This window comes from Kitasatospora sp. MBT63 (assembly GCF_000710465.2).
GTDB lineage: Bacteria > Actinomycetota > Actinomycetes > Streptomycetales > Streptomycetaceae > Kitasatospora.
Map to the genome: position 1 here is coordinate 1 of NZ_JAIZ01000061.1, position 20,664 is coordinate 20,664.

The window sequence follows — 20,664 nt, forward strand, 5'->3', positions numbered from 1 at the left end:
CGCCCGCCCGGCCACCCCTGGGCATGGCCCGCCGCCGCGGACAGCCCCGGCACCGAGGACAGGGACACCATCAGCCCGTCGCCGCCCCGCCGGCTCCCGGCCCCTGTCACCCGAACGAGGGCCCGCACGGCCACGGCAGGCCCCGCCGCTCACCGCGCATCCGAACGCTGTGGGACGGTACGGGCCATGACCCCGCGCGCGAACCGGCACCTGCAGCCCGTCCCAGCCGCCCGGCCGGCGCACGCCCCCGAGGGCCAAGAGCTCTCAGATCGCGACCGAGCAGCCGCGCTCGTAGATGAACTCCTCACCGCCGCATCCGAGCTGCGGTGCGTACCGGGCTATGTCAACGGCGACCACATGGACCAGTGGTACGTTCCCGCGAGCAAGCGCCTGCTGGAAAGCCTGGCCGACCTCGCCGCCGCGGTCCACCAGCCCGAACTGGAGCTGCGGCTGCGCCAGGTGGACAGCCCCCGCTGCTACCGCGATCCACGCCCCGGGCAGCCGACGCGCGGCATCCGGATCTGCGGACGCCCGGTCGACGCCTGGCACCAACTCTGCCCGGAGCACCAGGAAGTGGAGGACCGTGCTCGCGCGGCCCGCCGCGCCCAGGCCGACGCCCAGGCCGAGCAGGCGCGGCTACGACGCGACGCGGAGAACCTGCGCGCCCTCCAGCGCCCCTGCCCCCGCTGTGAAGCCCGGCCCGGCAGCGGCTGCACCACCCGCAACGGCAACCCCTGCGACATCCACAGCCCCCGCAAGCGGGACAGCCCGCAGGCCAACCGGTAACCGATCCCCGGGACAGCCAACGCGCTGGCGCGGGCCAACCCGAGCCGACGGGTCAGCGCCCGCCGACCGCCCGCGGCGATCCCCTGGCGGACACCGCCGTCAAGTCCGCACCCCAACCCTCACCCTCCTCGGGCAAAGAGGCCCGAACCACCTACCGGATCGGGCACGATGAGGCCATGCCTGCCCCGATCACCAACCCCCTCCGATGCTCAGGCTGCGCACGCAGCCACGCCGCAGCGAGCGACCAGTCCGAGTGGAACGGGGACTACGCCAAAGGTGTCCTCAGAGCGGTGATCTGCCCGGGGTGCCAGACCCCCGCCCAGTCGGTCGAGGCGCTGGTCAATGCGGCACTGATCGGCCCGGGGACCATCAGCCGCACCCCCGACGGGCGCGCGCGAATCATCGAGCCGGGAATGTGGACCCGGGTCGAGGCCGCCGCCCACCCCCTCGTCCAGGACGACCCGGACGTCCACCTCGCGATGACGGTGCGCGACGGCACCCTGCTGATCTCCGTCGCTCGACACAGCGACGCCGCTCTCGTCTCGGCGCTCGCCCCCGGCCCCTGCGCGGAGGTCGCCACGGCCGCGCTCAGCGCCGCCGGCGCCACCCGCACCGGACGCCGGGTGACGGTCACCGCCGCGGACAACATCCCGGCCGACACGGCGTTCCTCGCCGCTGACCACGCCGCTCTCGAGGACCATGAGGACCGCAGCGAGCTGATCCTGCTCTTCAGCCCGGACATTGACCCGGCTCTGCTGCGCGCCGTCGCCCCCGACATCGCCGCCGCGATGCGCAGCCAGCTCCGCTCCACCGTCGGCGTTGCGGACGGGCCCCGCGGCCTGCCCGGCCAGCGGACGGACGGCACCGACCTGCAAGCGGTGGGGTTGGTCACCAGCGGGCCGGCCTGGCAGCAGTTCTGGTACGGCGCGGCAGACTCCGGCTTCGACCTGGAGGCCGGCCTGCGGGGCTGGATCGAGCGGGTCATGGCCGACAGCGACGCAACCGCCCTCCTGGCCACCCGGTACGGGCTGACCTGGTCAGAGCTGCCCGCCGACCACCGCGCGCAGCTCCACATCCCGACCGCCGGCGACGGGCCCGGCCTCAGCCTGGCCACCCTGATGCTCAGCACCCGCGAGGCCGACTGGGAGTGGGACCGCCGCTTCACCCGTGTCTGCCCCGACCGGCTCCCGTCCGACCTGCGCGGCCTCGTGCCCACCCACCTCAGCGCGCTCCGATCCGGCCTCGTCACGCCAGCTGCCTTCCAGCCCGACCGCCGGCGCAGCCCCGCCGCACTCCAGGCCCACCGCGTCGCCGCACTGGCCACCACCGCGGCCTACCTCGCCATCGACCACGCCCATTTCGTCCCCGCGGACCTCGCCCTCGACGTCGCGACCACCACCGAGCCAGACGCCGGCACCCTCCAGGCGCTGCGCCTGCCCGGACTGTGGAACCTGGTCCTCCACGAGCCGGTCCCGGTCCGGGCGATCAGCGCCGACGACGACGAGCTGGAGGTCATGACCGCCCATGGCGTGGTGCTGGGCCGCGAGCAGGCCGTGCTCGGCGCGGTGCTCGCCGCCCACCCCGACCACACCGTCGACACCAGCATGGGCCTGGTCCTGGTCACCGACGTCGATGACCGCGGCACCCGCCGCTGGTACCTGCATCCCGCCGCCTACGGCAGCCACCCCGCCGGCCGGCTCCTCTACTCCTACGCCGCCCAACTGAGCTTCGCCGCCTGGCTGAACGCGCCCGAGCCGCCAGCGCGCGGGACCTCCGGCAAGCCGGACTCAGCGAACCAGCTCAAGCGCCTGGCCAGACACCCGGCCGTCAGGGCCGGCGCGCTGCACCGCATGCGCGTCCTCGACTACACGCCACCGCCGGCCGAGCCCGCCGCCCCTCTGCCCTCCGACGGCACCGGCACGCCGCTGAGCCACTCCAGCACCCGCCGCGCGTTCTGGAAACCCGGCGTTCGGATCGGCATCCGCGACAGCTCCGGCCGCATGGTCGGCCCCGTCTACAAGGACGGCGCTGTCGAGGGCGAGACCTTCAACCGGGAACGCCGGTGGATCCGCCGATCCACCGTGCGCCCGGACCTGCCGCCACGCCCGGACCGCCGCGTCTACGAGCTCACCAACGACCCGGCCACCGCCGCCCCCGGAACAACCCCGGAGGGCCACGACCCCGATAGGCTCCGTCCGTGACCATCCACCCTCGTCCGGGTAATACCCTTCAACTGCCCGTCGATCCGGAGGACGCCGCGGGAGTCGATGCCTGGCTCAGGCCGTACGGCTGGTGCGTCGAACCCGACCCCGCACAGGCGAGGCTCGGACACTTTCGCCTGCGGCCGCTGCGTACGAGCGACCCCGACGACCACGACGGCGGCCGCACCTTCAAGCCTGGTGCCATCATTCAGTGGACCGGTGTAGACGTCGTCCGCTTCGCCCCTCCCGTTCCCAGGCCGCTGCGCCCCGTCGTCGCGATGATCGGCAACTCGGCCGTTCTCTCCTGATCGGGACGACAGAGGAACCAACCACAGCCACGGCGCCGCTCGCGCGGCTTCACGCGACGGAAGCTCTTCATTCCACGGCAGGATGGGGCCATGATGCCGCTGTCGGAGGTCGTACCCGTGTGTCCAGTCCGTCTTGAAGCTGGACATGTGGCAGCAAGGAGCGGGGGATGACCGACAGCGTACTGGCCGGCCTGCGCCTTGCGGTGACGGGAGGATCCCGCGGGCTGGGAGCCGAGATCGTCCGGCTCGCGCTGGCCGGCGGAGCGAAGGTGTCGACCTGCGCACGAGGGAAGTCCCAGCTTGAGACACTTCACCGAGATGTTGGCGGGACTTCTATCCATACGCACCTGGCGGACGTGACCGCCCCTGGCGGCGTCGAGGGCTTCGTTCAGGCCGCTGTGGACGCGATGGGTGGCTTGGATGCGGTAGTGGCCTGCGCAGGCGGATCTCGAGGGGGCGGCATCGAGGAGGCTGACCCTGCCGACTGGGCCTGGACGCTGGACATGAACGTCGGGCACGCGGCCCGGTTGATCGGCAGCGCCGCACCGTACATGCGGGAGGCCGGCGGCGGGTCCGCAGTGGTGGTCTCGTCGATCTCGGGGTGGAAGCCGGGACGGCCGGCGCAGTATGGGGCGGCGAAGGCGGCCCAGATCAGCTTGGTGGCGTCGACGGCGCGAGAGCTTGCTGCGGACGGGATCAGGGTGAACGCAGTGTCTCCGGGGTCGATGCTCATTCCGGGCAGGCGCTGGGATCGGCTCAGGCAGGAAGACCCGGTGGAGTTCGCACGGCTGTTGGCGCTGGTCCCCGGCGGCAGGTTGGTGACGCCCCGGGAGGTGGCGGAGGCCGTCCTGTTCCTGCTCTCCCCTGCCGCCTCGGGCATCAGCGGGGTGAACCTGCCGGTGGACCGGGCGCAGGGCGCGCCCGGTCCGGACGGCTACTGACCGGCGGGATGTCAGGCGGCCGCGCCGAGCAGAGGCCGTGCGGCGCGGCGGAACGCCCGTACGGCGGGCTCGGTGGCCCGCGAGTCGAGGCGCAGGTTGAAGTCTCGGAGTGCTTGAACCGAGCGCTCGCTGCGGGTGTCGGTGAGGTGCTCCAATGCCTGGTGGGCAGTGTCGAGCGCGGCGTCCAGGTCGTTCTGCTGGAGGAGTGCGGTGGCTTGGACGGAGCGGCTGATGGCCTGGCGTCGGCGCCGGTTGGCGTTGGCGTCGACTGAGGCGCGAGCGAGGCGCTCGGCGGCTACTGCTTCGCCGAGGTCTCGGTGAACGAGGGCGGCTTCGGCTTCCAGGTAGTGGGGGTCGAGGTAGCCGACCCACGGTGACTCGCTTTCGGCGCCGCGGCTGGAGGCCAGGGAGATGTGTGCGGCCTCGAGTGCGCGGGTTGCCGCGCGGTGGTTGCCGAGGGCGGCGTGGGCGCGGGCATGCATCGCCTGCAGGCGCATCAGGCCCAGTGGGCTGCCTGTGTGTCGGGCGGTGGCGATGCCGGTCTCGGCGAGGTCCGCGCCTTCGCTGGGGTTGCCGAGGCTGGTGGCGAGGTGGGAGAGCCCAGCGAGAATCTGGCCGGCGAGTACGCGGTCGCCGCCTTCTTCGCACAGGCGCAGGGCCTGGATCATGTAGCGCTGGGCGAGACCGTAGTCGGCACGGTCGTAGGAGGACCAGCCTGCCATGGCGGCGAGCTTCGCGGCGTAGGTGAACAGCTGCGGGCGTTCGCCGGCGGGGAAGGTGCCACGAAGTTGAGGGATGAGCTGGGTGGTCAGGTAGTTGATGATGCTGGCCTGGACTCCGGCGCCGCCCCATTCGTTGTCCATCGCGTCGAACATCGTGATCATGCTCTTGGCCTGGGCCAGGGCGCTGCTGTCTGCGACGGCGGCGTGGAGCGAGGGGTCACGGTTGAGGAGGTGGAGTAGCCAGGCGCGCTGGGGAGGGTGGAGGGCGGAGGAGACGAACGGGAGGGCGCCGGTGAGGAGGGATCGGCGGCTGAGGCCGTCGCCGCCCAGCTCGGCGGTGGTCTGGAGGGCTTCATGCACACTCCGACGGTACGTCAGAGTTCTTGTCGAGAAGTCGCGGTGCGGGTCTGCAGGGAATCCGAGGGCTGCCGGATCGACGCGGCGGCCGAGCAGGGAGCCGATCGCCTCGGCGATGAGCTGGGGGATAGGGACTCGCGGAACGTCGCCATAGCGGACCCATCGGGTTACCGACGCCTTGTCGTACCTCGTGACCAGGCCCTGGGCCGTGGCGAGCTGGTTGACGCGTAACGCCAGGCCGGCGTTCGAGCAGCCGGCTTCGAGGATGGCGGCTGCCAGCGCCGGGTTGCCGGTAACGTCCGCTTTCTGGCCTGCCATGGCTGAAATCCTGCCCGCTCCGAGGGTCCGCTGTCCGGCGAATCACGATCTTCTGCTTGCCGGTTGTGCGGATGTACACCCGCACAACCCTCGCACAACCCCCCTCTTGGAGCGACCGGCCCGTCACACTGGGTACGCCTCTCGCGTTCGGCGGGCAGGCTCACCCGACTCTCCCGCAAGCCCTCCCGCGCCACGCGACATCGCCCGCCGGGATGGCGCGGACAGCGTTCGGGGCGACAGCGGATCCGGGACGGAGGCGAAAGATGGCCGTGTGGGCCCCGGAGACCCCGACGTTGTTCTGGCGGCGCCTGGAACAACTCGGCAGCGCGAGCTGGGCCGCCTTCCAGATTCACCTGCCCAGAGCGGCCCTCCGGGCAGCTGAGGAACTCGACGAGCCGAAGCTGGCCAAGGTCTCGGCTTCCAATCCGTCCTTCCGGCGCTGGGCCTCCGGAATCAGCGAGCCCCGCGACGACGCTGCCCGGGTCATCGTTCACTGGCTCGGCCACCCGATCGAAGCGCTGATGGCTCCCGCAACCGGGCTCACCGCCGCGCGTACCCTCCCGGACGACGTCCTCGCCCATGCCCAGCGTGCCGGGCGCCGCTGGCCGACATCGACCCTGATCCCCGCCGAGGCGGTCCCCGGCTTCGGCGGACACTGGCGCCTCGACGGCATTGCCGCGTACGACTCGACGACGACCGTTGCCCAGGTCTACGAAGCGACCCGCCAAGGTGATCTGCTGGTCATCGATCCGGCTGACCACGACCATGTCCGCCAGCTCGCCGATGCCTCCGCCCGCATGCTCCTGCTTGCCGCGTACGACGGCGAGCTGTACCTCCTTGATGCCGCGCACGCCCGCCGGCACCTGGCCCGGCGCCCTTTCGCGGTCCTGCCCGTGCCGCGCGCCAACCGCCTCGACGACCTCACCTACGCCCTGACCCTGGCTCTGCTCACCTGCGACGACGCCCTGCTGGCCGACGACTGGGCCATAGAGGAGCAGCAGGAGGCGCTGGAGCGCTACCGGTCGCTGCCCCGCTCGGCGCCGGCCAGGACTTCCATGCCGGACCTGCGGGCGGTCACGAGCGCGTTCATCGGGTCGGAGTTCTGCGCCCGGCACATCCTCGGCCACCTGGCCGACACGGAGTCCGTTCCGCTGTTCTGGACCCGGGAGCAGCGGGGCGAGCAGGGCATCGGGTGGTTGATGTGGCGGCACAAGCACGTCTACCTGCGGGAGTTGACCGGCCGGTTCGGCACAGGTGGGCGGAAGCGGATGGCCAGGGCGTTCTGCATCCCGGCCTCCGCCGTGTCCTCCAGCGATCCCTACGAGCGGATCTTGTTGTTCTTGACGGTGGCGCTGATGGAGCTTCACGGCCTGGACGTGTGGGTGAGCGCCGACGAGCGCCTGGCCGACGTGGACGGCTTCGTCCTGGTGCCCGGTGAGCACGCGGTCCTGGCGAACTGGGTGGCCGGCGAGGCGATGTGGCGGGTCGATGCCACCGCGGAGCCGGCCGACCTGCTCAGCTACCAGCACATGCTGGACCACGCGCGCGCCACCTCGGTGGTGCGGGGAGAGGAGCCCCGCCAGCGCCTTCGGGCCCTGGCCGAGCACCTCGCCCTCGACTGGGCGTGGCTGACCGCGCGCTGCGGCGAACTCGCCCGGTCGGGCAGCACGGCGATGCTGCGCCCCCGCAGCCGCCACCTGACCCTGGCCGAGGTCGACCGGGTGCTGGCCTTCGTCGGCACCCTCGGCTGACCGTCGAGCCGGTAGGCTCCGCAACGCACCCGGCGCCGAGACGATGCGAGGACGAACACCGTGACCGACTCCCGCCCCCGCGCCCGCGTGCTGTATGTCGGCCTCGGCGGCACCATCGCCATGACCCGGACGGACACCGGCGGCATCACCCCCGTACTCGGAGCCGACGCGCTGATCGCCGCGGTGCCGGGCCTGGCCGAACTGCCCGTCTCGGTCGAGTCCCGCAACCTGGCCCAGGTGCCCGGCGCGTCGCTGACCATCGACACCATCGCGCGCGTCGCCGCCGAACTTGCCGCCGAACTGGACACCGGCCGCTACGCCGGCGCGGTCATCACCCAGGGCACCGACACCCTGGAGGAGACCGCCTACCTGCTCTCCCTCCTGCACCGCACCGACCACCCCCTGGTGGTCACCGGAGCGATGCGCGCGCCGTCCCTCGCCGGCGCCGACGGCCCCGCCAACCTGCTCGCCGCCGTCACCGCCGCCGCCGACCCGCAGCTGCGCGGCCTCGGACCGCTGATCGTCTTCAACGACCAGATCCTCGACCCCGCCCGCACCCGCAAGACCCACTCCACCAGCACCGCCGCGTTCACCGCCGACACCGGCCCCCTTGGGCACATCGTCGAAGGCCGCGTGCGCTTCCTGGCCCGCCCCCTGCCCCGCATCGTGCACGCCCAGCCGTTCACCCGCCCGGCCACCGTCGGCCTGCTCACCCTCAGCCTGGGCGACGACGGCGAGATGCTGCGCGCCGCCCAGGGCCGCTTCGACGGCCTGGTCGTCTCCGCGTTCGGAGCCGGCCACGTGCCCGGCGGCCACGTGGAGCTCCTCCAGAAGGAAGCCGCCCGCATCCCTGTCGTCCTGGCTTCCCGCACCGGTGCCGGCCCGGTGCTGTCGCACACCTACGCCTTCCCCGGCTCCGAGAGCGACCTGCTCGCCCGCGGCCTGATCGGCGCCGGCTACCTCGACCCCTACAAGGCCCGGATCCTGCTCACCGTCCTGCTGCGCACCGGCGCCGACCTCGGCGCGGTTCGTGCTGCCTTCGACCCCTCCGCCGTGGAGCTGTGATGGACTTCCAGCAGGCCACCCTCGGGCGCTCGTTCGTCCTCGCCTTCGCCGACGGCGACGACTTCCTTGCCGAGCTGCGCCGCTTCTGCGAGCAGCAGCAGCTCCTCCAGGGCTACATCCCGATGTTCCTCGGCGGTTTCCGGGTTGTGCGGCTCGTCGGTTCGTGCGGCCCCCTGGCCGACCCGGAGGCCCCCGTATGGGAGGAGACCGTCCTCCAGCACGTGGAAGCCGTCGGCGCGGGCACTCTGGCCCGGCACCCCGACGGCGGCTTCGACCCCCACATCCACTTGTCGGTCGGCGTGAAGGCCGACCGCGCCCGCGGCCACACCAGCCACCTCCTCGGCGCCCAGGTGCAGTTCATCCAGGAGATGGTGGTCACCGAGATCCTGGCACCGGTCATGAACCGGCCACGCCTGGGGCCGCACGGCATCCCTACCCTGGAGATCAGTTCCGCGCCGCTCCCGTAGGCGTGGCGGGGGCCGGAAGCTCGGCACACAACGCGTCGTAGACGGACTCGACGAAGCCGAACTCCTCGACGGACAGAGGAGAGCGCGCGGCCGCCAGGAGTCCGTCGACCTGCTCGCCGCTGCTCGCGCCGACCATCACCGTGGCGCGGTCGCTGCTCTGCAGGCAGTACTGCAGCGCGAGGCGCACCAACTGCGCCGGATCGGGGCCGAACCGCTCGCGCAACCGGTCGAGATGCCGGTCGACAGTCCGGAGCGGCTGCGCACCGAACCACCCGTGCATTGCCCGCAGGTCCCCCTCGGCGAAGCGGTGTTCGGCGCCCGACGAGTACACGCCGGTGAGCAGACCGTGGGAGAGCGGCCCGTGGACCACAAGCCCGTAGCCCTTGCGGTGTGCGAACTCCCTCACGCTCTCGGCGCCGAGCCGGGCCGACGGGAGCAGGTCGGCGAACCCCACCGCGAGGACGTCCGGCTGCACCCGGTGGAGGAGTTCTGTGAAGCGGGCGAAGCCGGCGCTTTCGTCGGTCCTGCCCGCGGTTGCCGGCAGTGGCAGGCCCAGGCTCCGGGTCCAGCCGCTGTCGCGCAGGGAGCGCATCACCTCAACGATCTCGTCCGCGTCCCCCAGTCCTGGATCCACACGGGCCAAGGAGATGATGTCGAGCTCTTCGACGCCCGCGTTCTCGTTGAGCAGTTCGAGCTGGTGCCGCATGTGGACCGGCTGGAGCGAGTGCGAGGCGGTGCCTCGGAACTGCCCCAGAGTGATCGACAGCCGCAGCTCCCGGGCCGCGTCCTCTCCCAGGTCGTTGCGGAGTCGCCCGATGAGCCGCTCGGCATGGCCCAGCCCGTATACATCGCTGCTGTGGATACGGCGGATGCCCGCTGACCAGGCCCGATGCAGTAGCGCCAGGGCTTGGTCGCTGCTGATCTCCGCACCGCCTACGGGTACCCCGTCGACCACAGCGGGACCGCCGAGGGGACGGCTGCCGAGGCCGAGGCGCCCCAGTGGCGAACTCGGTGCATCCGAGGCATCCGTGCTCACAACAGCGTGCTCCCATCCAGGGTCGACGATCCGCCTGGACGCACAGTCCCAGTTCGGGCGGCGTCACCGCTACAGCGGCAGGCGTCACTTCAGCGTCACTTCACGGACTCGCGGTCCCGCAGTCTGGAGATGGTGATCGTGAAAGGGGCCGCGTGCGGCTGACGGCCAGTGCAGCATGCTCTCGAAATGACGCTGAAGTGACGCCCGCCGCTGTAGCGGTGACGCCTGTTCGAGCGCGACCGTTTCACTCCGCAGGTCGGACCGACTGACGAGTGAGACGGAGGCGCATCATGCAGACGGCTGTCGTACTAGCAGGCGCCTTCGCAGTCGAACGGTTGAGCTCGGCCGCCGTCCGCGGCCGAGTTTCAGATAGTCCAGAAGTCGATCTACAACGGGCGCTTGTCAGCGTCGTCCCAGTAGTGGGCGAGCATCTCGCCCGGCCAGGCCGGCTCGGTGATGGGTCCGCGCGGGCCCATGGCGACGAACCAGGGCGCCAGGTCCAGCACGGGCGTGCCGTCCACGGCGTCCAGGTCCGTGACGTGCAGGTCCCGACCGTCGACGCGCAGCAGGCGGGGGTAGGACGTCCCGATTTGAGCGGGCCTGCGGTGGTTGCGATGGACGAAGGTGCCGGTGGCCGGCCACCGGCTGTCTCCGCGGGGGCTGCGGGCGTGCAGCTGGACATCGTCGGGCGACGCCCGGTGGAAGAACCAGACAACAGCGAGGTGGGAGAACTCCTCGAGGCCCTGAAGGGTGTCGAGCGGGTACTCACTATTCAGTCTGATGATCGACTCCACGCCGCCCTGAAAGTCGTCGGCGGGCTCGGTGTGCCCGCTGACCACGGTGGCGATCGGCTTGAACTTGAGCATGTCGTCCGGCACGGCTGGTTCCCATCTCGTTCGGCCCATCGGGCCGCCCAAAGGCTGGGGCCGGGCCGGGGGTTCGTGGGTGTGGCGCGGTCAGCCTACGGTGCGCAGGAACTCCTGGGCGCGCCGGTCGAGCCGGGCCGCAACGCTCCCGCCGCGCTTGCGGACCGGGGACAGGGTGCGGCGCATCTGGACCACCGTGCTCCGGGCCCGGGCGGACTGGAGGCCGACCATGGCGTCCAAGGCCTGGTCCCAGGTGGCGCAGCCGGCCTCGATGTGGCCTTGGCGGACCTGGACGTCCCCGAGGTATCCGAGGGTGACGGCCCGGGTGCGCGCGAACGGCAGCAGACGGGTACGGACGCTGTGCTGGAACTCGATCTCCGCGCCCTGGAGGTCCCCGAGGTCGCGCAGGGTGCACGCCGTCTCGTGGGCGAGGCTGGCCTCGCCGAAGAAGTCGACCCGCGCGGGATCCTCCCCGCTGCCGGCCGGGGCCGCGTTGCCGAGGTAGTTCTCGGCCCGCAGCAGCGCCGTCAGCGCGTCCTGCCGGCGGCCGGAGGCGGCCAGGGCCCGCGCATGGACGACGCCCAGCAGCGACTTCTCCCTGGAGCTCGCCCGGCCGTAGCGGCGGCGGTCCATGGAGGCCTCGGCGAGCTGCAGCGCTCGGCCGGGGTGTCCGAGGTCCACGGCCTGGTGCGCGGCGGCGCGCAGGATGTGGCCGGCCAGCGGGGCGTCGTCCGCCTCGGCGGCCAGGGCCAGCGCCACCTCGAAGCCCCGCTGAGCCGAGCCCTGCCGGCCCGCGTCGAAGTCCATCCAGCCGGCCACGTAGACGAGCTCACCGGCAGCCGCGGCGAGATCGCGGCGGACCTGCTCGCTGGGGAAGCGCCCGGCCATGTAGTCGGCGACGTCCGTGCGCAAGTACGTCGTCAGCGCTGCTCGGCCGGCGCGGCCGCCCAGGCGCTGGTCGCGCGAGGAGAAGAACACGGCCGCCTCGCGAACGGCCTCGACCTCAACAGGGCTGACGGCCAGGCGCGAGAGCGGAACGCGCCGCTGGGCGGCGGCCAGCCTGCTCTGCCACCACGGCTCCGGCGGGAGCACGGCTCCGATCGCGGAGTAGACCGAGCCTCCGATCACCTGTCGCCGGCTCAACATGTCGCTGCTCCCGAGGTCTGCGAGTGCGGAAACGCTGTCGGCGTCCCAGCCGGGCGCCGCGGGTGCCTCGTCGGCAGGGGCGAGCCCGACGGCCGAGGGCGTGATCACGCGCCCCAGTCCCCTGGAGAGCGTCGCGCACAAGATATCCGGGGCGCGACCGCTGGGTTTCACTCCCCGGAGCCACTGCGAAATGTGGCTGCGGGTCACCGACAGCAGTTCGTCGGCGCCCTGCTCGGCGGCCAGGCGGCGGAAGTGGCCGGCCAGCTGTTCCTGCGACCAGCCCAACTCCTTGACGACGGCGTCGAGCAGCAGGTTGCGTTCAAGCGCCACGGTGCGCCGCTCCTCCTCGAAACGATCTTTAGCAGCTTTAGCGGCATCCGCTGCCGCGACCGGGTACCCACGGGCCGTGATCGGCGGTTCGCTCACTGTCGACGATATTCCGCCGCGGCACCGTGCCGAGGCGGTTTCGTCAAGGTCAACGCCCGGGTCCCGCAGTCGCGCTACCCGCTGGCGGCCGACACCGGCCTCACGAAGGGGGGAGCGAGCGTGGTCACGGTGGCGACGAACTCCGGCCCGGCAGGCCGAGCGGTCGCACTCCGCCATGGATGCCCGGCGGCGGCAGCCGCTTCGACAGCACAGGTACGCAGCACGCTGGGCGCGGTGCCCCGCAGCGGCGCTGACGCGAGGGAGCTGAAGGCATGACGACAAGCCCGGACCAGCCCTGGCTGCTCCCCGAGCCGGACCCGGGGACGCTCCCGGACCGCAGCGAGGTCGAGGAGCTTCGGGCGGTGGAGCTGCGGGCGGACGGAGCCGCTGCCTCGGCCGGCCGCCGTCTGGTTCGCACCGAGCTCCTCGGCTGGGGCCTGGCCGACTTGGCCGACGACGTGGTCCTGGTGGCCAGTGAGCTGATCACGAACGCGGTCCTGCACGGACGCGGGCCCGGCGCCGACAAGGGCTTCGTGACCGTGACCGTCGCCCGCTACCGCAGGATGGTCGCCGTCTGCGTCGAGGACCAGAACCTCAGCTGCCCGGTCGTCCGCGCGGCCGGTGCGGACGCTACCGGCGGCCGCGGGCTCGAACTGGTCGGCAAGCTGAGCGACCACGTGACCCTCGGGCGGACCGAGGCCGGCCGCGGGAAGCGGATCACGGCCTACTGGCGCAGCGACGGCACCGCCACGTGCCTCCAGAGCGCCACCGAGCCGGCACTCGCCACCTGAGACCCACCCGTCACCACACCCAATCACCCGTCCCTGGGGGGGAAATGACCACCACCCGTGCTGGAGGCACACGTCGGCGCAAGCCGCCCGCGCCCGGACGCCGCCTCCTCGACCGGCTCGGCACCCTGATACGGCCCGGCTACGCGGGCAACGCCATCCGGCCGCGTACGGTCCGTCCCCAAAGCGCCAGCTATGACCGCCGTCCGTCGCCAGGGTGCACCGACCTGGCCGCCATCACACCGGCGCAGACAGCGGCAGGCCAGAACCTTCCGACGGCAGCCGCGTTGCACAGCGGCGGAGTTGAGCTGGCTCCCTTGTCCGAGCATCGCTTGGTGGCGCCCGAGCGGGAGGCAGGGGACTTCACGGTCGACCATCTGGTGGCCGACCAGCTCGTCCGCCACGCTGATGCCGTCCGCCTCGCGATCCGGCGGCAGACCGGTACCGGTGACTACATGTGGGCGGAAACCCGGCTGACGGCCGCCCGGCACGCGGTCGATCTCCTCACCGCGATCGTGGCCGACCACGGCTGGCCTTCGTACCGGCTTATCGGCGAGGAGGCCAGCATTGCGGCGCTGCTGATCGCCACCGAGGCCGATCTGGCGGCGCAGGCGCAGCTGCGAGACGCGCTGGGCAGGGCTGTCGACCACGGCAGGGTCCCGCCTGGCTACGTCGTCTTCCTCGACACCTACGGCCGCATCGCCTTCGGCGCTGCGGTGTCACCGCCCCGGCGCACCCTGGACCGAGAGCAGTCCGGCCGGTCCCAGTACGTGGGGGCCGCCGCGTGCTGAATTCCCCGCGCTCGGAGCCCGGACTCCAGCTCGGTCGGCCCCGTGAGCTGGTCATCGGATCGACCATGCGCTTCCCCCGCCCGCACGCCGGCACCCCGGCCCCCTGCTCTCCCGCAGGGCTGGCCGGCCTGGTCACCGGCATCAGCGGCGGGGTCGGCGCGGTGCGCACCACCACCGCGGGAGAGATCCTCGCCCACACGCTCGGACTCGACCCGGCAACCACGGCGGACCTGGCGAGGGTCGCGGTCGGCGGCTGGCGGTGGGCCCGGGACGGCGGCCACCTCGGGAGGCTCTGGTACTGGGCGCGCCGTACCCACGACACCCAGGCCATCGTCACGGCTCTCGACGACAGTTGCCTGCTCGTGGTCGCGGCCGACGGCACCACGGCCGTCGACACGATGCGGTCTGCGCTCAGGGCCTTCTCGCTGGCCCCGTCGTCCGGCCCGTGCACAGCCGACTACGCGCCCCTCGCCACAGGGCGGACCCGGTGACCGGCACGGCCCTGCGGGGCCGGCAGGCACCGGGGGCCAGGTACCAGGTCGCGCGAAGCGGCTACGGCCTCATCCCGCAGTGGGTACCCCGCGACCAGGTCGAATCCGTCGTCCTGGGCGACCGATTCGACGTCGTCCGGATGCCGCAGGAGATCGGACGCCGGGTGATCGCGGCGCTGGGCAAGGAGTGCGGGATGGTCCTGGCCAGCCGCCTGGCCGACAGCATGGACTTCCTGGTCGAGCCCGGAGTTCTCACCCCGGGCTGGCGAGCCTGCGGTGCCCGGCTGCGACGCGCCGACGCCCGCCTGAGCGTGCCCCCCGCAGCGGTGCGATCCGGCCGGGACGTGCACTGGGCCATTCCGCCGGGCCGGCTGGTGGCCACCGCTCCCAGTGCCCTGCTGGCCGCCCTCGGAGTGCCCCAACCGAACTGAGCACCCCTCATCCGCCCTGCCCCCATTCGACGACGGGCACCCACCTTGGAGGTGATCGTGAGTACCAGGTCGATCCGCAGACACCGGCGGGCCGCGCCGCAGCCGGAAGCCGAGTTGGACAGTCTCCGCAGCCAGCTCGCCGGAGCCGGCCGGGCGGCGGTCGAGGCGTTCGTCCGCGGCGGCCTTCCCCGGATCCTTCGGACGGTCCGCCCCGGCGGCCTGCCGCTGCACCCGAGCGCCGCACCGGAGCTGCACCAGGCGGTCTGGCAGATCTCGAACTGCTTCGGCCAGCTCCAGCACGCGGCACGCCAGGACCTGCTGGCCAGCCTCGAGCCCCTCCTGGGCGTCCTGGAGGTCCAGCGCCGTATGTTCGCCCAGCAGCAGCTGTCGCTCACCGACCCCCAAAAGCTCGACTCGGCGATGGGCCTCGACCACGCCAACGCGATGGCCCACCACGGCGTGCTGCGCGCGCTCGTGCTGGCCGGCGGCGCCTGGCCCGAGCGCCGCCGCAGGCCCGCCACCCTGGTCGAGGTCGCTCAAGGCGCTCAGTGCGCGATCGCCGACTTCCAGCGTGTCGAGGTGACCGGTGACTCCGCCCTCCAGGTCCACGGGCGGGTAGTCGAGCCGCTGATGACGGCCCTGGCCGAACTGCTCGACAACGCCGTCCGCGCCTGCGCCGAAGGCGAGGAACCCGTCCACCTGCACGTCGAGCGCAGCGCCGACGGCGGCGCTCTCGTCAGCGTCACCGACGCCGGAGTCGGCATGGACGACCTCACCCTGGCGCAGGCCACCGCGCTGGTCGAGGGGCGGCTCCACCCGGCGTCGGACGCGACTCCCCCGCCCGGAACCGTCCGGCCGGCACCGCGCCAGCCTCTTCCCCGGCTCGGGCTGCGCACCGTGGCCCTGGCGGCGACCGCGCTCGGTCTCCACGTCCACCTGCAGTCCGCCCCGGGCGGCGGCACACGCGCCACCGTCCTGCTACCGGGCCACCTGCTCGTCCTGCCCGATGACGCTCCGCCGGCCCCGGCGGCCTTCTCCCCCACGCCCGAATCCCTGGAAGAAGTCTGATGAACCAGCCCCGCACCGACCTCTCCGAGACCCTGACCGCCATGGCCGGGACGGTCCCCGGCATCCGCCACGCGCTCCAGGTCAGCCAGGACGGTCTCCTCATGGCGTCCACGGACGCTATGCCCCGAGACCTCGCGGACACCCTCTCCGCCGCGGTCACCGGCCTGGGCCACCTCGCCGCCGGCGTCGCCCGGGCGCTGCAGGGGGCGTCGACCCAGCACATCTCCATCGACTACCACGACGCCCAGCTGCTGATCGTGACCGCCGGAGACGGCTCGCTGCTCGCCGCCCTCGGCACCGGTGAGGCCGAGATGGGAGACATCGGCAAGCAGCTCGCGATGCTGGCCGACCGCCTGACCCCTGCCGGCGCGCTGTCGGCCTGACCTCCGGCCCGAATCCCGCACGCCGTCCGCGACCGCTGGAGAACCCGATGCCCCTCACCACCCGCCGACCCCCCGGCCCGGCCCGCCCCGCGACCAGGCTCCACACCCTGCCGCGGCAGATCGCCGGCACCGGATTCCGGGTGCCCTGGGACGGACTCGCACCGGACCCGGGCGAGCACCCCTGTCGGCGGCTGGACATGAGCCTCCCGCAGTCCGCGCGCGTGGAGGACGTACTGCTCGGGGGGAAGACGAGCTTCCCCGCCGACCAGACGGCAGCCCGGCAGGTCCTGGACGGCGACGAGGCGGAGGAGCGAGCCGTGGCCCGCAAATGCTTCCGCACGCTCGCCGCCGCCCACCTCGCCCGCCTCCCCGGTGCCGACCAGCTCATCGACTTCGGGTGCGGCCTCCCCCTCCCGCCGCAGCTGCTCCAGGCGTCCGGGCCCGGATTCGCCGAGCTCCACCGCCTGGCCGCCCCGGGGTCCACGGTGGTGCACGTCGACAAGGACCCGCTGGTGATGACGCACGCCCGGGCCCTGCTCGCCGCTCCGCAGGGCGGTGCGGTGGCCGTGCGGCACCACGAGACCGACTTCGCCGACCCGGCCGGCGTCCTCGGCCGGTCCGGAGTGCCGATCGCCTGGGACCGGCCGGTGGCGCTGCTGTTCTTCGACGTCCTCCACGAGATCCCGGACGCCCACCAGGTGCTCGACGCCTACAAGGCGGCGGTGCGTCGCGGCAGCTGGCTGGTGGTCAGCCACCGCAGCGCGGACAGCCCGGCCGGCGGCGCCGAGGCCGACGGCTACCGGGCAGCGGGTCTGCCCTGCACCGCGCGCACCCGTGAGGAGGTCGCAGCGCTGGTCGAGGGCTGGGACCTGCTCGGTCCCGGAGTCGCCCCCGTGCGGGAGTGGTCCCCGTCCCTGGGCCCGACCGATCCGCGAGCGCAGCGCCGGGCCAGCGGCTACGCCGTGATCGCCCGCAAGCCGTAGGGGGCCGCGATGCACACCACCCGAGTCCCTGCCCAGGCGTCGTTCCCGCCCCGGCCGATGTGGCTGCCGGCCCACACGATCCGCCTCTACTGCGGGCGTGCGTTCGAGGTGCTGCGGTGCAACGGGGAGGAGACGGAGACGGTACTGGCCGCAATCGGTCCTGCCTGCGGGCCGGTGATCACCTCGGCGTTGGGCTACTCCGACTTCCTCCTTCCGCCGGGAGAGCACATCCGAGAGGCGGTGCCGCGCGCGAGCGGGGTGCGGATGATGCCGCCGGGCACGCAGATCGACGTCCCGCCGCTGGCCGCCACGTCCTCGGAAGGCCTGTACTGGCGGGTCCCGCCAGGCGCCGGGTTCACCCGCCTCACCGAGGTCGCCGCAGCGCTGGGCCCGCCCGTTCCTCCGCCTTTCGAACACACCCCTCCGGCCCTCGCCGAGCACCCGGTGCGTACGTGGCGGCGGCTCAGCTGACCGCGCCCCGTCCCCCTTCCGTCCACCTCGAACACCTGAAGGAGCCCGCGATGCCCTCCGAAGCACCCCCGTCCGGCAAGACGTCCGACACCGAGGAGGACCAGCTCGTCTCCTTCTTCCCCGAGCAGGGCTGGGGGCAGCTGGCCAGCGGCACGCTGGTCTTCGGTGACGGCAGCCAAATGGACCCCGACGGCACGATCGTGCCCCCCGTGTACGAGCGGGTGACCTGGTGAGAGCCGTCGCCCCCGTCGCCCCCGTCGCCCCGGGCTGCTTCGCCCGCGTCCCGGCAACCGCGCCCGAACCCACCGCGGAGCAGATCGCCGTGCTCAAGGGCACCCCGGCCGACCACGACCGGCTCGCCGCCTGGCTCGCCGGCCCCGAAGCGCCGGCCGACCCGTGGGCGAACCCCGCGCTACCCGTGGAGATCGACGGCGAGGGCCGCTTCGAGGTGGTGCGCCTGCTCACCCCGGTCGCCCTCGCCGCACTCGCCCGCCTGCTGCTGGCCGGCGACCCGGTCGGCCCGGTGCTGGCCACCACCCCCCGGCACTGCCTGGAACTGCTGTGCGAGCCGGGCACCGCCCGCGGCCTCGCCCTGTACGGCGTCGTCCGCTCGGCGCAGTCCGTGCGGTGCCCCCGTCCCGGCCGCATCGCCCGGGGCCGGCACTGGCTGTCCGTCCCGACAACCCACCAGCTCACCCGGTCCGCCGACCTGGTCAAGGCGATGCTCCAGGACGCCCCGGTACCCGCAGGCGGTGCGCGATGACCGCCGCCGCGTTCCACCACGACATCGAGAACCTCCCCGGCGCGGCGCGGGCCCGGGCCGTCGCGGACACGTCCGGGCTGCCGGTGGCGCTCCTGGCGTCCGCCGACGCGCCCTGGACCGCCACCGAGGCCACGGACGTCGCCGGCCCGGCGTTCACCGTCTGCCGGTACGAAGACGGCAGCCGCACCGAGGCCCATCCCCTCCCAGACTCCGCAGTCCGGTCCGATCGCGGCCGGGAGCGCTTCGTCCGGGCACTGCTCGCCGCCACCGTGCCCGACGGCAAGGACGCGGGCTACCTCAGCGCCTTCCTCCAAGGACGGCTCCAGGAGTCCACGGTCCGCGTCGACGGGACGTGGCGCTGCTACGCGAACGTCGTCGAGCGGTCGCTGGTCCTGGCGGTGGTGCCCGACCGCGCGGGCGCAGGCACCGCACCGAACCTGGTCATCGTGCATCCCGCCGCGCCGGCCGCCGACCGGGGCCGGGGGGCAGCCGCGTGAGGCAGACCCGGACCTTCGCCGTTGCCGAGGACAGCGCCGGCAGCCGGCCTCTGGTCTTCGACCCGCTGACCGGCGCCGCCCACCGGGGCCCTCAGCCGCTCCCCTGCGGCCGGGCGGGCATGGACGAGCAGCAGGTCACCGGCTGGCCGGAGGAACGGCGCACCCCGGTCCTAGCCGTCAGCGCCCCCAGCCGGATGTTCACCGACGCGGCCGCCGCACTGCCCACTCTGGAGCGGGCCGGCATCGTCGCGGTGAACCTGCTGGCGGCCGGCCTGGACGAGACCCTGGTCCGCTCTGCCCGGCTGCTGAACCGCGCGGGCCTGGTGGTGACCGTGACGACCAACCGGCCCGGCCTGCCGCGGCTGGCCGAGGAACTGGCCGGTGTCGTCCACGCCGTGCGGGTGCAGCTCCACGCGCCCACCGAGGGCGAGCACGACCGGCTGGCCTCGCCGCACCAGGCGCGCTGGGCGGAGTCGTTGACCGGAATCCTGTCCGCGGTCAACGCCGGGCTGCCCGTCCAGCTCGTCGTCGAAGCACCGCCGCTCGGCGCCCGGGACACCGAGCGGCTGCTCCTCGCGGACGCTGCCGCCCACCGCGCGGCCCAACTCGGGGTCTGCGGCCTGACCCTGCTGCCGCGGCCCGGCGCTCCCGCCGTACGGCCGCTCGGCCGCAGCAAGGGCCGCCCCCCGGAGGCCGGGGCCCGGCTCCTTCACCGGCGCGGCAGTACCGGCCGGCCGGTGGCGACCCGGATCGGGATCGGCCGGGCGGAGAGGCCGATGTCCGGCCTGGGCGCCCTGGCCGTGCTGGGCGCGGTGCTCGCCGTCGCGGAGGTGGCCTGATGGTGCGCGCACCGCTGTCCCCGGCCGAGGCACCCGTGCCGTACCTGACCGCCCGTCACGGCGAGGTGCAGGAGCGGCCGTCCGTTGTCTACGTCCGGCAAGGCACCACGGTGGTCGGGATCGGCTACGCCGACGAGAGCGAGGAGGACCGCGACGCTCGCGGCGTCCTGTGGGAGCGCGTCAGCGAGAACCCGGGCGGTGCGCCGAGGTACCGCTACGCGCACCCCGAGCGCCAGGCCGCCGCGATGGACGACCTGCGCTGCCAGGTCCTCTTCACCGAGGCCGACTGGACCGAGAAGGGCGTCCTCTTCCTTTTGCGAGACATCCGGGGTGATGAGCAGACGCCCGCCGGCTGGCCGGAGGGCGCGGTGACGCTCCACCCCCCGCTGTCCCTGGAAGGTGCGGCCTGGTCGGTCCTGGCCTGCGGGCACCTGGCGGAGGGCTGGGTCGCCGTGCGGGTCGCCGACCCCGACCCGGAGTACGGCTACTCCGGCACCCTCTACCAGCCCTCGTCCGCCGGGCCGGTCCCCGTACCCGAGGGCAAGGCCGCGACCGTCACCTACCAGCACTCGCTGGTGGGCTGGCTGGTCGCCTCCGCCCAGGCGGCGGTCCTGCGCGGATGTACGGTCGTCGACCTGGCCGCCGAGCTCTCGGCCGCCGGCCACGCGGAGCTCGCCAAACGGGTCGCCGCCGCCTACCCCGAGGTCCCGGTCTGATGCCGGGCACCGACGACGACCGCGCTCCGTGGCGCAACTGCCTCCGACCGCCC

At 73.1% G+C, this 20,664-nt stretch carries 24 protein-coding genes; 20 read left to right on the forward strand and 4 right to left on the reverse strand.

All coding sequences use genetic code 11. From position 1 onward, the window contains the following. Positions 1-186: 186 nt before the first annotated feature. The 4 genes from AA75_RS04040 (at position 187) to AA75_RS04055 (ending at position 4,236) form a co-directional block, all read left to right on the forward strand. Positions 187-786, forward strand: coding sequence for a hypothetical protein (locus AA75_RS04040; protein WP_149037924.1), 600 nt, complete (start codon positions 187-189; stop codon positions 784-786). A gap of 176 nt (positions 787-962) precedes the next feature. After that, the gene (locus tag AA75_RS04045) at positions 963-2,987 is read left to right on the forward strand and encodes a hypothetical protein (RefSeq protein WP_233288920.1); all 2,025 of its coding nucleotides are present in this window, start codon (positions 963-965) and stop codon (positions 2,985-2,987) included. Beyond that, the gene (locus AA75_RS04050; RefSeq protein WP_033818330.1) at positions 2,984-3,295 is read left to right on the forward strand and encodes a hypothetical protein; all 312 of its coding nucleotides are present in this window, start codon (positions 2,984-2,986) and stop codon (positions 3,293-3,295) included. Before AA75_RS04045 ends, AA75_RS04050 begins: the two co-directional genes overlap by 4 nt. Before the next feature lie 167 nt (positions 3,296-3,462). Next, entirely contained in the window at positions 3,463-4,236 is a 774-nt protein-coding gene (locus AA75_RS04055; protein ID WP_033818331.1) for an SDR family NAD(P)-dependent oxidoreductase, read from the forward strand. Between the two features lie 11 nt (positions 4,237-4,247). Here the strand turns inward: AA75_RS04055 and AA75_RS04060 are convergent, their stop codons facing one another. Then, complete coding sequence (locus AA75_RS04060) at positions 4,248-5,633, reverse strand: hypothetical protein (protein ID WP_033818332.1); 1,386 nt, start codon at positions 5,631-5,633, stop codon at positions 4,248-4,250. Between the two features lie 263 nt (positions 5,634-5,896). Here AA75_RS04060 and AA75_RS04065 point away from each other — a divergent pair, with 263 nt between their 5' ends. Genes AA75_RS04065 through AA75_RS04075 form a run of 3 tightly spaced genes read left to right on the forward strand, consistent with a single transcriptional unit; the run spans position 5,897 to position 8,916 of the window. Next, positions 5,897-7,384 carry a hypothetical protein gene (locus AA75_RS04065; RefSeq protein WP_033818333.1) on the forward strand — a complete coding sequence of 496 codons (1,488 nt, stop codon included), beginning with the start codon at positions 5,897-5,899 and terminating at the stop codon, positions 7,382-7,384. A gap of 60 nt (positions 7,385-7,444) precedes the next feature. Next, positions 7,445-8,449 (forward strand): asparaginase, encoded by a 1,005-nt coding sequence (locus AA75_RS04070; RefSeq protein ID WP_051811798.1) that lies wholly within the window; start codon positions 7,445-7,447, stop codon positions 8,447-8,449. After that, the gene (locus tag AA75_RS04075) at positions 8,449-8,916 is read left to right on the forward strand and encodes a PPC domain-containing DNA-binding protein (protein WP_033818334.1); all 468 of its coding nucleotides are present in this window, start codon (positions 8,449-8,451) and stop codon (positions 8,914-8,916) included. Before AA75_RS04070 ends, AA75_RS04075 begins: the two co-directional genes overlap by 1 nt. Here AA75_RS04075 and AA75_RS04080 read toward each other — a convergent pair. From AA75_RS04080 to AA75_RS04090, 3 genes are all read right to left on the reverse strand, one after another. Beyond that, positions 8,894-9,952: an aldo/keto reductase gene (locus AA75_RS04080; RefSeq protein WP_199520257.1), complete on the reverse strand. Its 1,059-nt coding sequence runs from the start codon at positions 9,950-9,952 to the stop codon at positions 8,894-8,896. The two genes, AA75_RS04075 and AA75_RS04080, sit on opposite strands and share 23 nt — an antisense overlap. 386 nt (positions 9,953-10,338) lie before the next feature. Then, entirely contained in the window at positions 10,339-10,818 is a 480-nt protein-coding gene (locus AA75_RS04085; RefSeq protein ID WP_033818369.1) for a TrmO family methyltransferase, read from the reverse strand. Between the two features lie 90 nt (positions 10,819-10,908). Further along, positions 10,909-12,294, reverse strand: a complete 1,386-nt coding sequence (locus AA75_RS04090) for a hypothetical protein (RefSeq protein WP_033818336.1) — start codon at positions 12,292-12,294, stop codon at positions 10,909-10,911. 368 nt (positions 12,295-12,662) lie between these two features. Here AA75_RS04090 and AA75_RS04095 point away from each other — a divergent pair, with 368 nt between their 5' ends. The 13 genes from AA75_RS04095 (at position 12,663) to AA75_RS04155 (ending at position 20,611) form a co-directional block, all read left to right on the forward strand. Then, positions 12,663-13,181: an ATP-binding protein gene (locus AA75_RS04095; RefSeq protein ID WP_051811800.1), complete on the forward strand. Its 519-nt coding sequence runs from the start codon at positions 12,663-12,665 to the stop codon at positions 13,179-13,181. 44 nt (positions 13,182-13,225) lie between these two features. Continuing rightward, a complete protein-coding gene (locus AA75_RS47000) occupies positions 13,226-13,969 on the forward strand; it encodes a hypothetical protein (RefSeq protein ID WP_149037925.1) in 744 nt (247 codons plus the stop codon). 65 nt (positions 13,970-14,034) lie between these two features. Next, positions 14,035-14,460, forward strand: coding sequence for a hypothetical protein (locus AA75_RS04105; RefSeq protein WP_033818337.1), 426 nt, complete (start codon positions 14,035-14,037; stop codon positions 14,458-14,460). Continuing rightward, complete coding sequence (locus AA75_RS04110; protein ID WP_033818338.1) at positions 14,457-14,891, forward strand: hypothetical protein; 435 nt, start codon at positions 14,457-14,459, stop codon at positions 14,889-14,891. Before AA75_RS04105 ends, AA75_RS04110 begins: the two co-directional genes overlap by 4 nt. Positions 14,892-14,948: 57 nt before the next feature. Next, a complete protein-coding gene (locus AA75_RS04115; protein WP_149037927.1) occupies positions 14,949-15,959 on the forward strand; it encodes an ATP-binding protein in 1,011 nt (336 codons plus the stop codon). Beyond that, on the forward strand, positions 15,959-16,342 hold the full coding sequence (locus AA75_RS04120; protein WP_033818340.1) for a roadblock/LC7 domain-containing protein: 384 nt from the start codon (positions 15,959-15,961) through the stop codon (positions 16,340-16,342). Before AA75_RS04115 ends, AA75_RS04120 begins: the two co-directional genes overlap by 1 nt. Positions 16,343-16,389: 47 nt before the next feature. Further along, entirely contained in the window at positions 16,390-17,325 is a 936-nt protein-coding gene (locus AA75_RS04125; protein ID WP_033818341.1) for an SAM-dependent methyltransferase, read from the forward strand. Positions 17,326-17,334: 9 nt separating this feature from the next. Further along, a complete protein-coding gene (locus tag AA75_RS04130; RefSeq protein WP_149037928.1) occupies positions 17,335-17,796 on the forward strand; it encodes a hypothetical protein in 462 nt (153 codons plus the stop codon). Between the two features lie 50 nt (positions 17,797-17,846). Next, positions 17,847-18,029: a DUF5999 family protein gene (locus AA75_RS04135; protein ID WP_033818343.1), complete on the forward strand. Its 183-nt coding sequence runs from the start codon at positions 17,847-17,849 to the stop codon at positions 18,027-18,029. Further along, positions 18,026-18,559 (forward strand): hypothetical protein, encoded by a 534-nt coding sequence (locus AA75_RS04140; RefSeq protein WP_033818344.1) that lies wholly within the window; start codon positions 18,026-18,028, stop codon positions 18,557-18,559. Before AA75_RS04135 ends, AA75_RS04140 begins: the two co-directional genes overlap by 4 nt. Beyond that, on the forward strand, positions 18,556-19,056 hold the full coding sequence (locus AA75_RS04145) for a hypothetical protein (protein ID WP_033818345.1): 501 nt from the start codon (positions 18,556-18,558) through the stop codon (positions 19,054-19,056). Before AA75_RS04140 ends, AA75_RS04145 begins: the two co-directional genes overlap by 4 nt. Next, positions 19,053-19,895, forward strand: a complete 843-nt coding sequence (locus tag AA75_RS04150) for a hypothetical protein (RefSeq protein WP_033818346.1) — start codon at positions 19,053-19,055, stop codon at positions 19,893-19,895. The genes AA75_RS04145 and AA75_RS04150 overlap by 4 nt, the downstream gene beginning before the upstream one ends. After that, on the forward strand, positions 19,895-20,611 hold the full coding sequence (locus AA75_RS04155; RefSeq protein ID WP_051811803.1) for a hypothetical protein: 717 nt from the start codon (positions 19,895-19,897) through the stop codon (positions 20,609-20,611). The genes AA75_RS04150 and AA75_RS04155 overlap by 1 nt, the downstream gene beginning before the upstream one ends. Positions 20,612-20,664 lie beyond the last annotated feature (53 nt).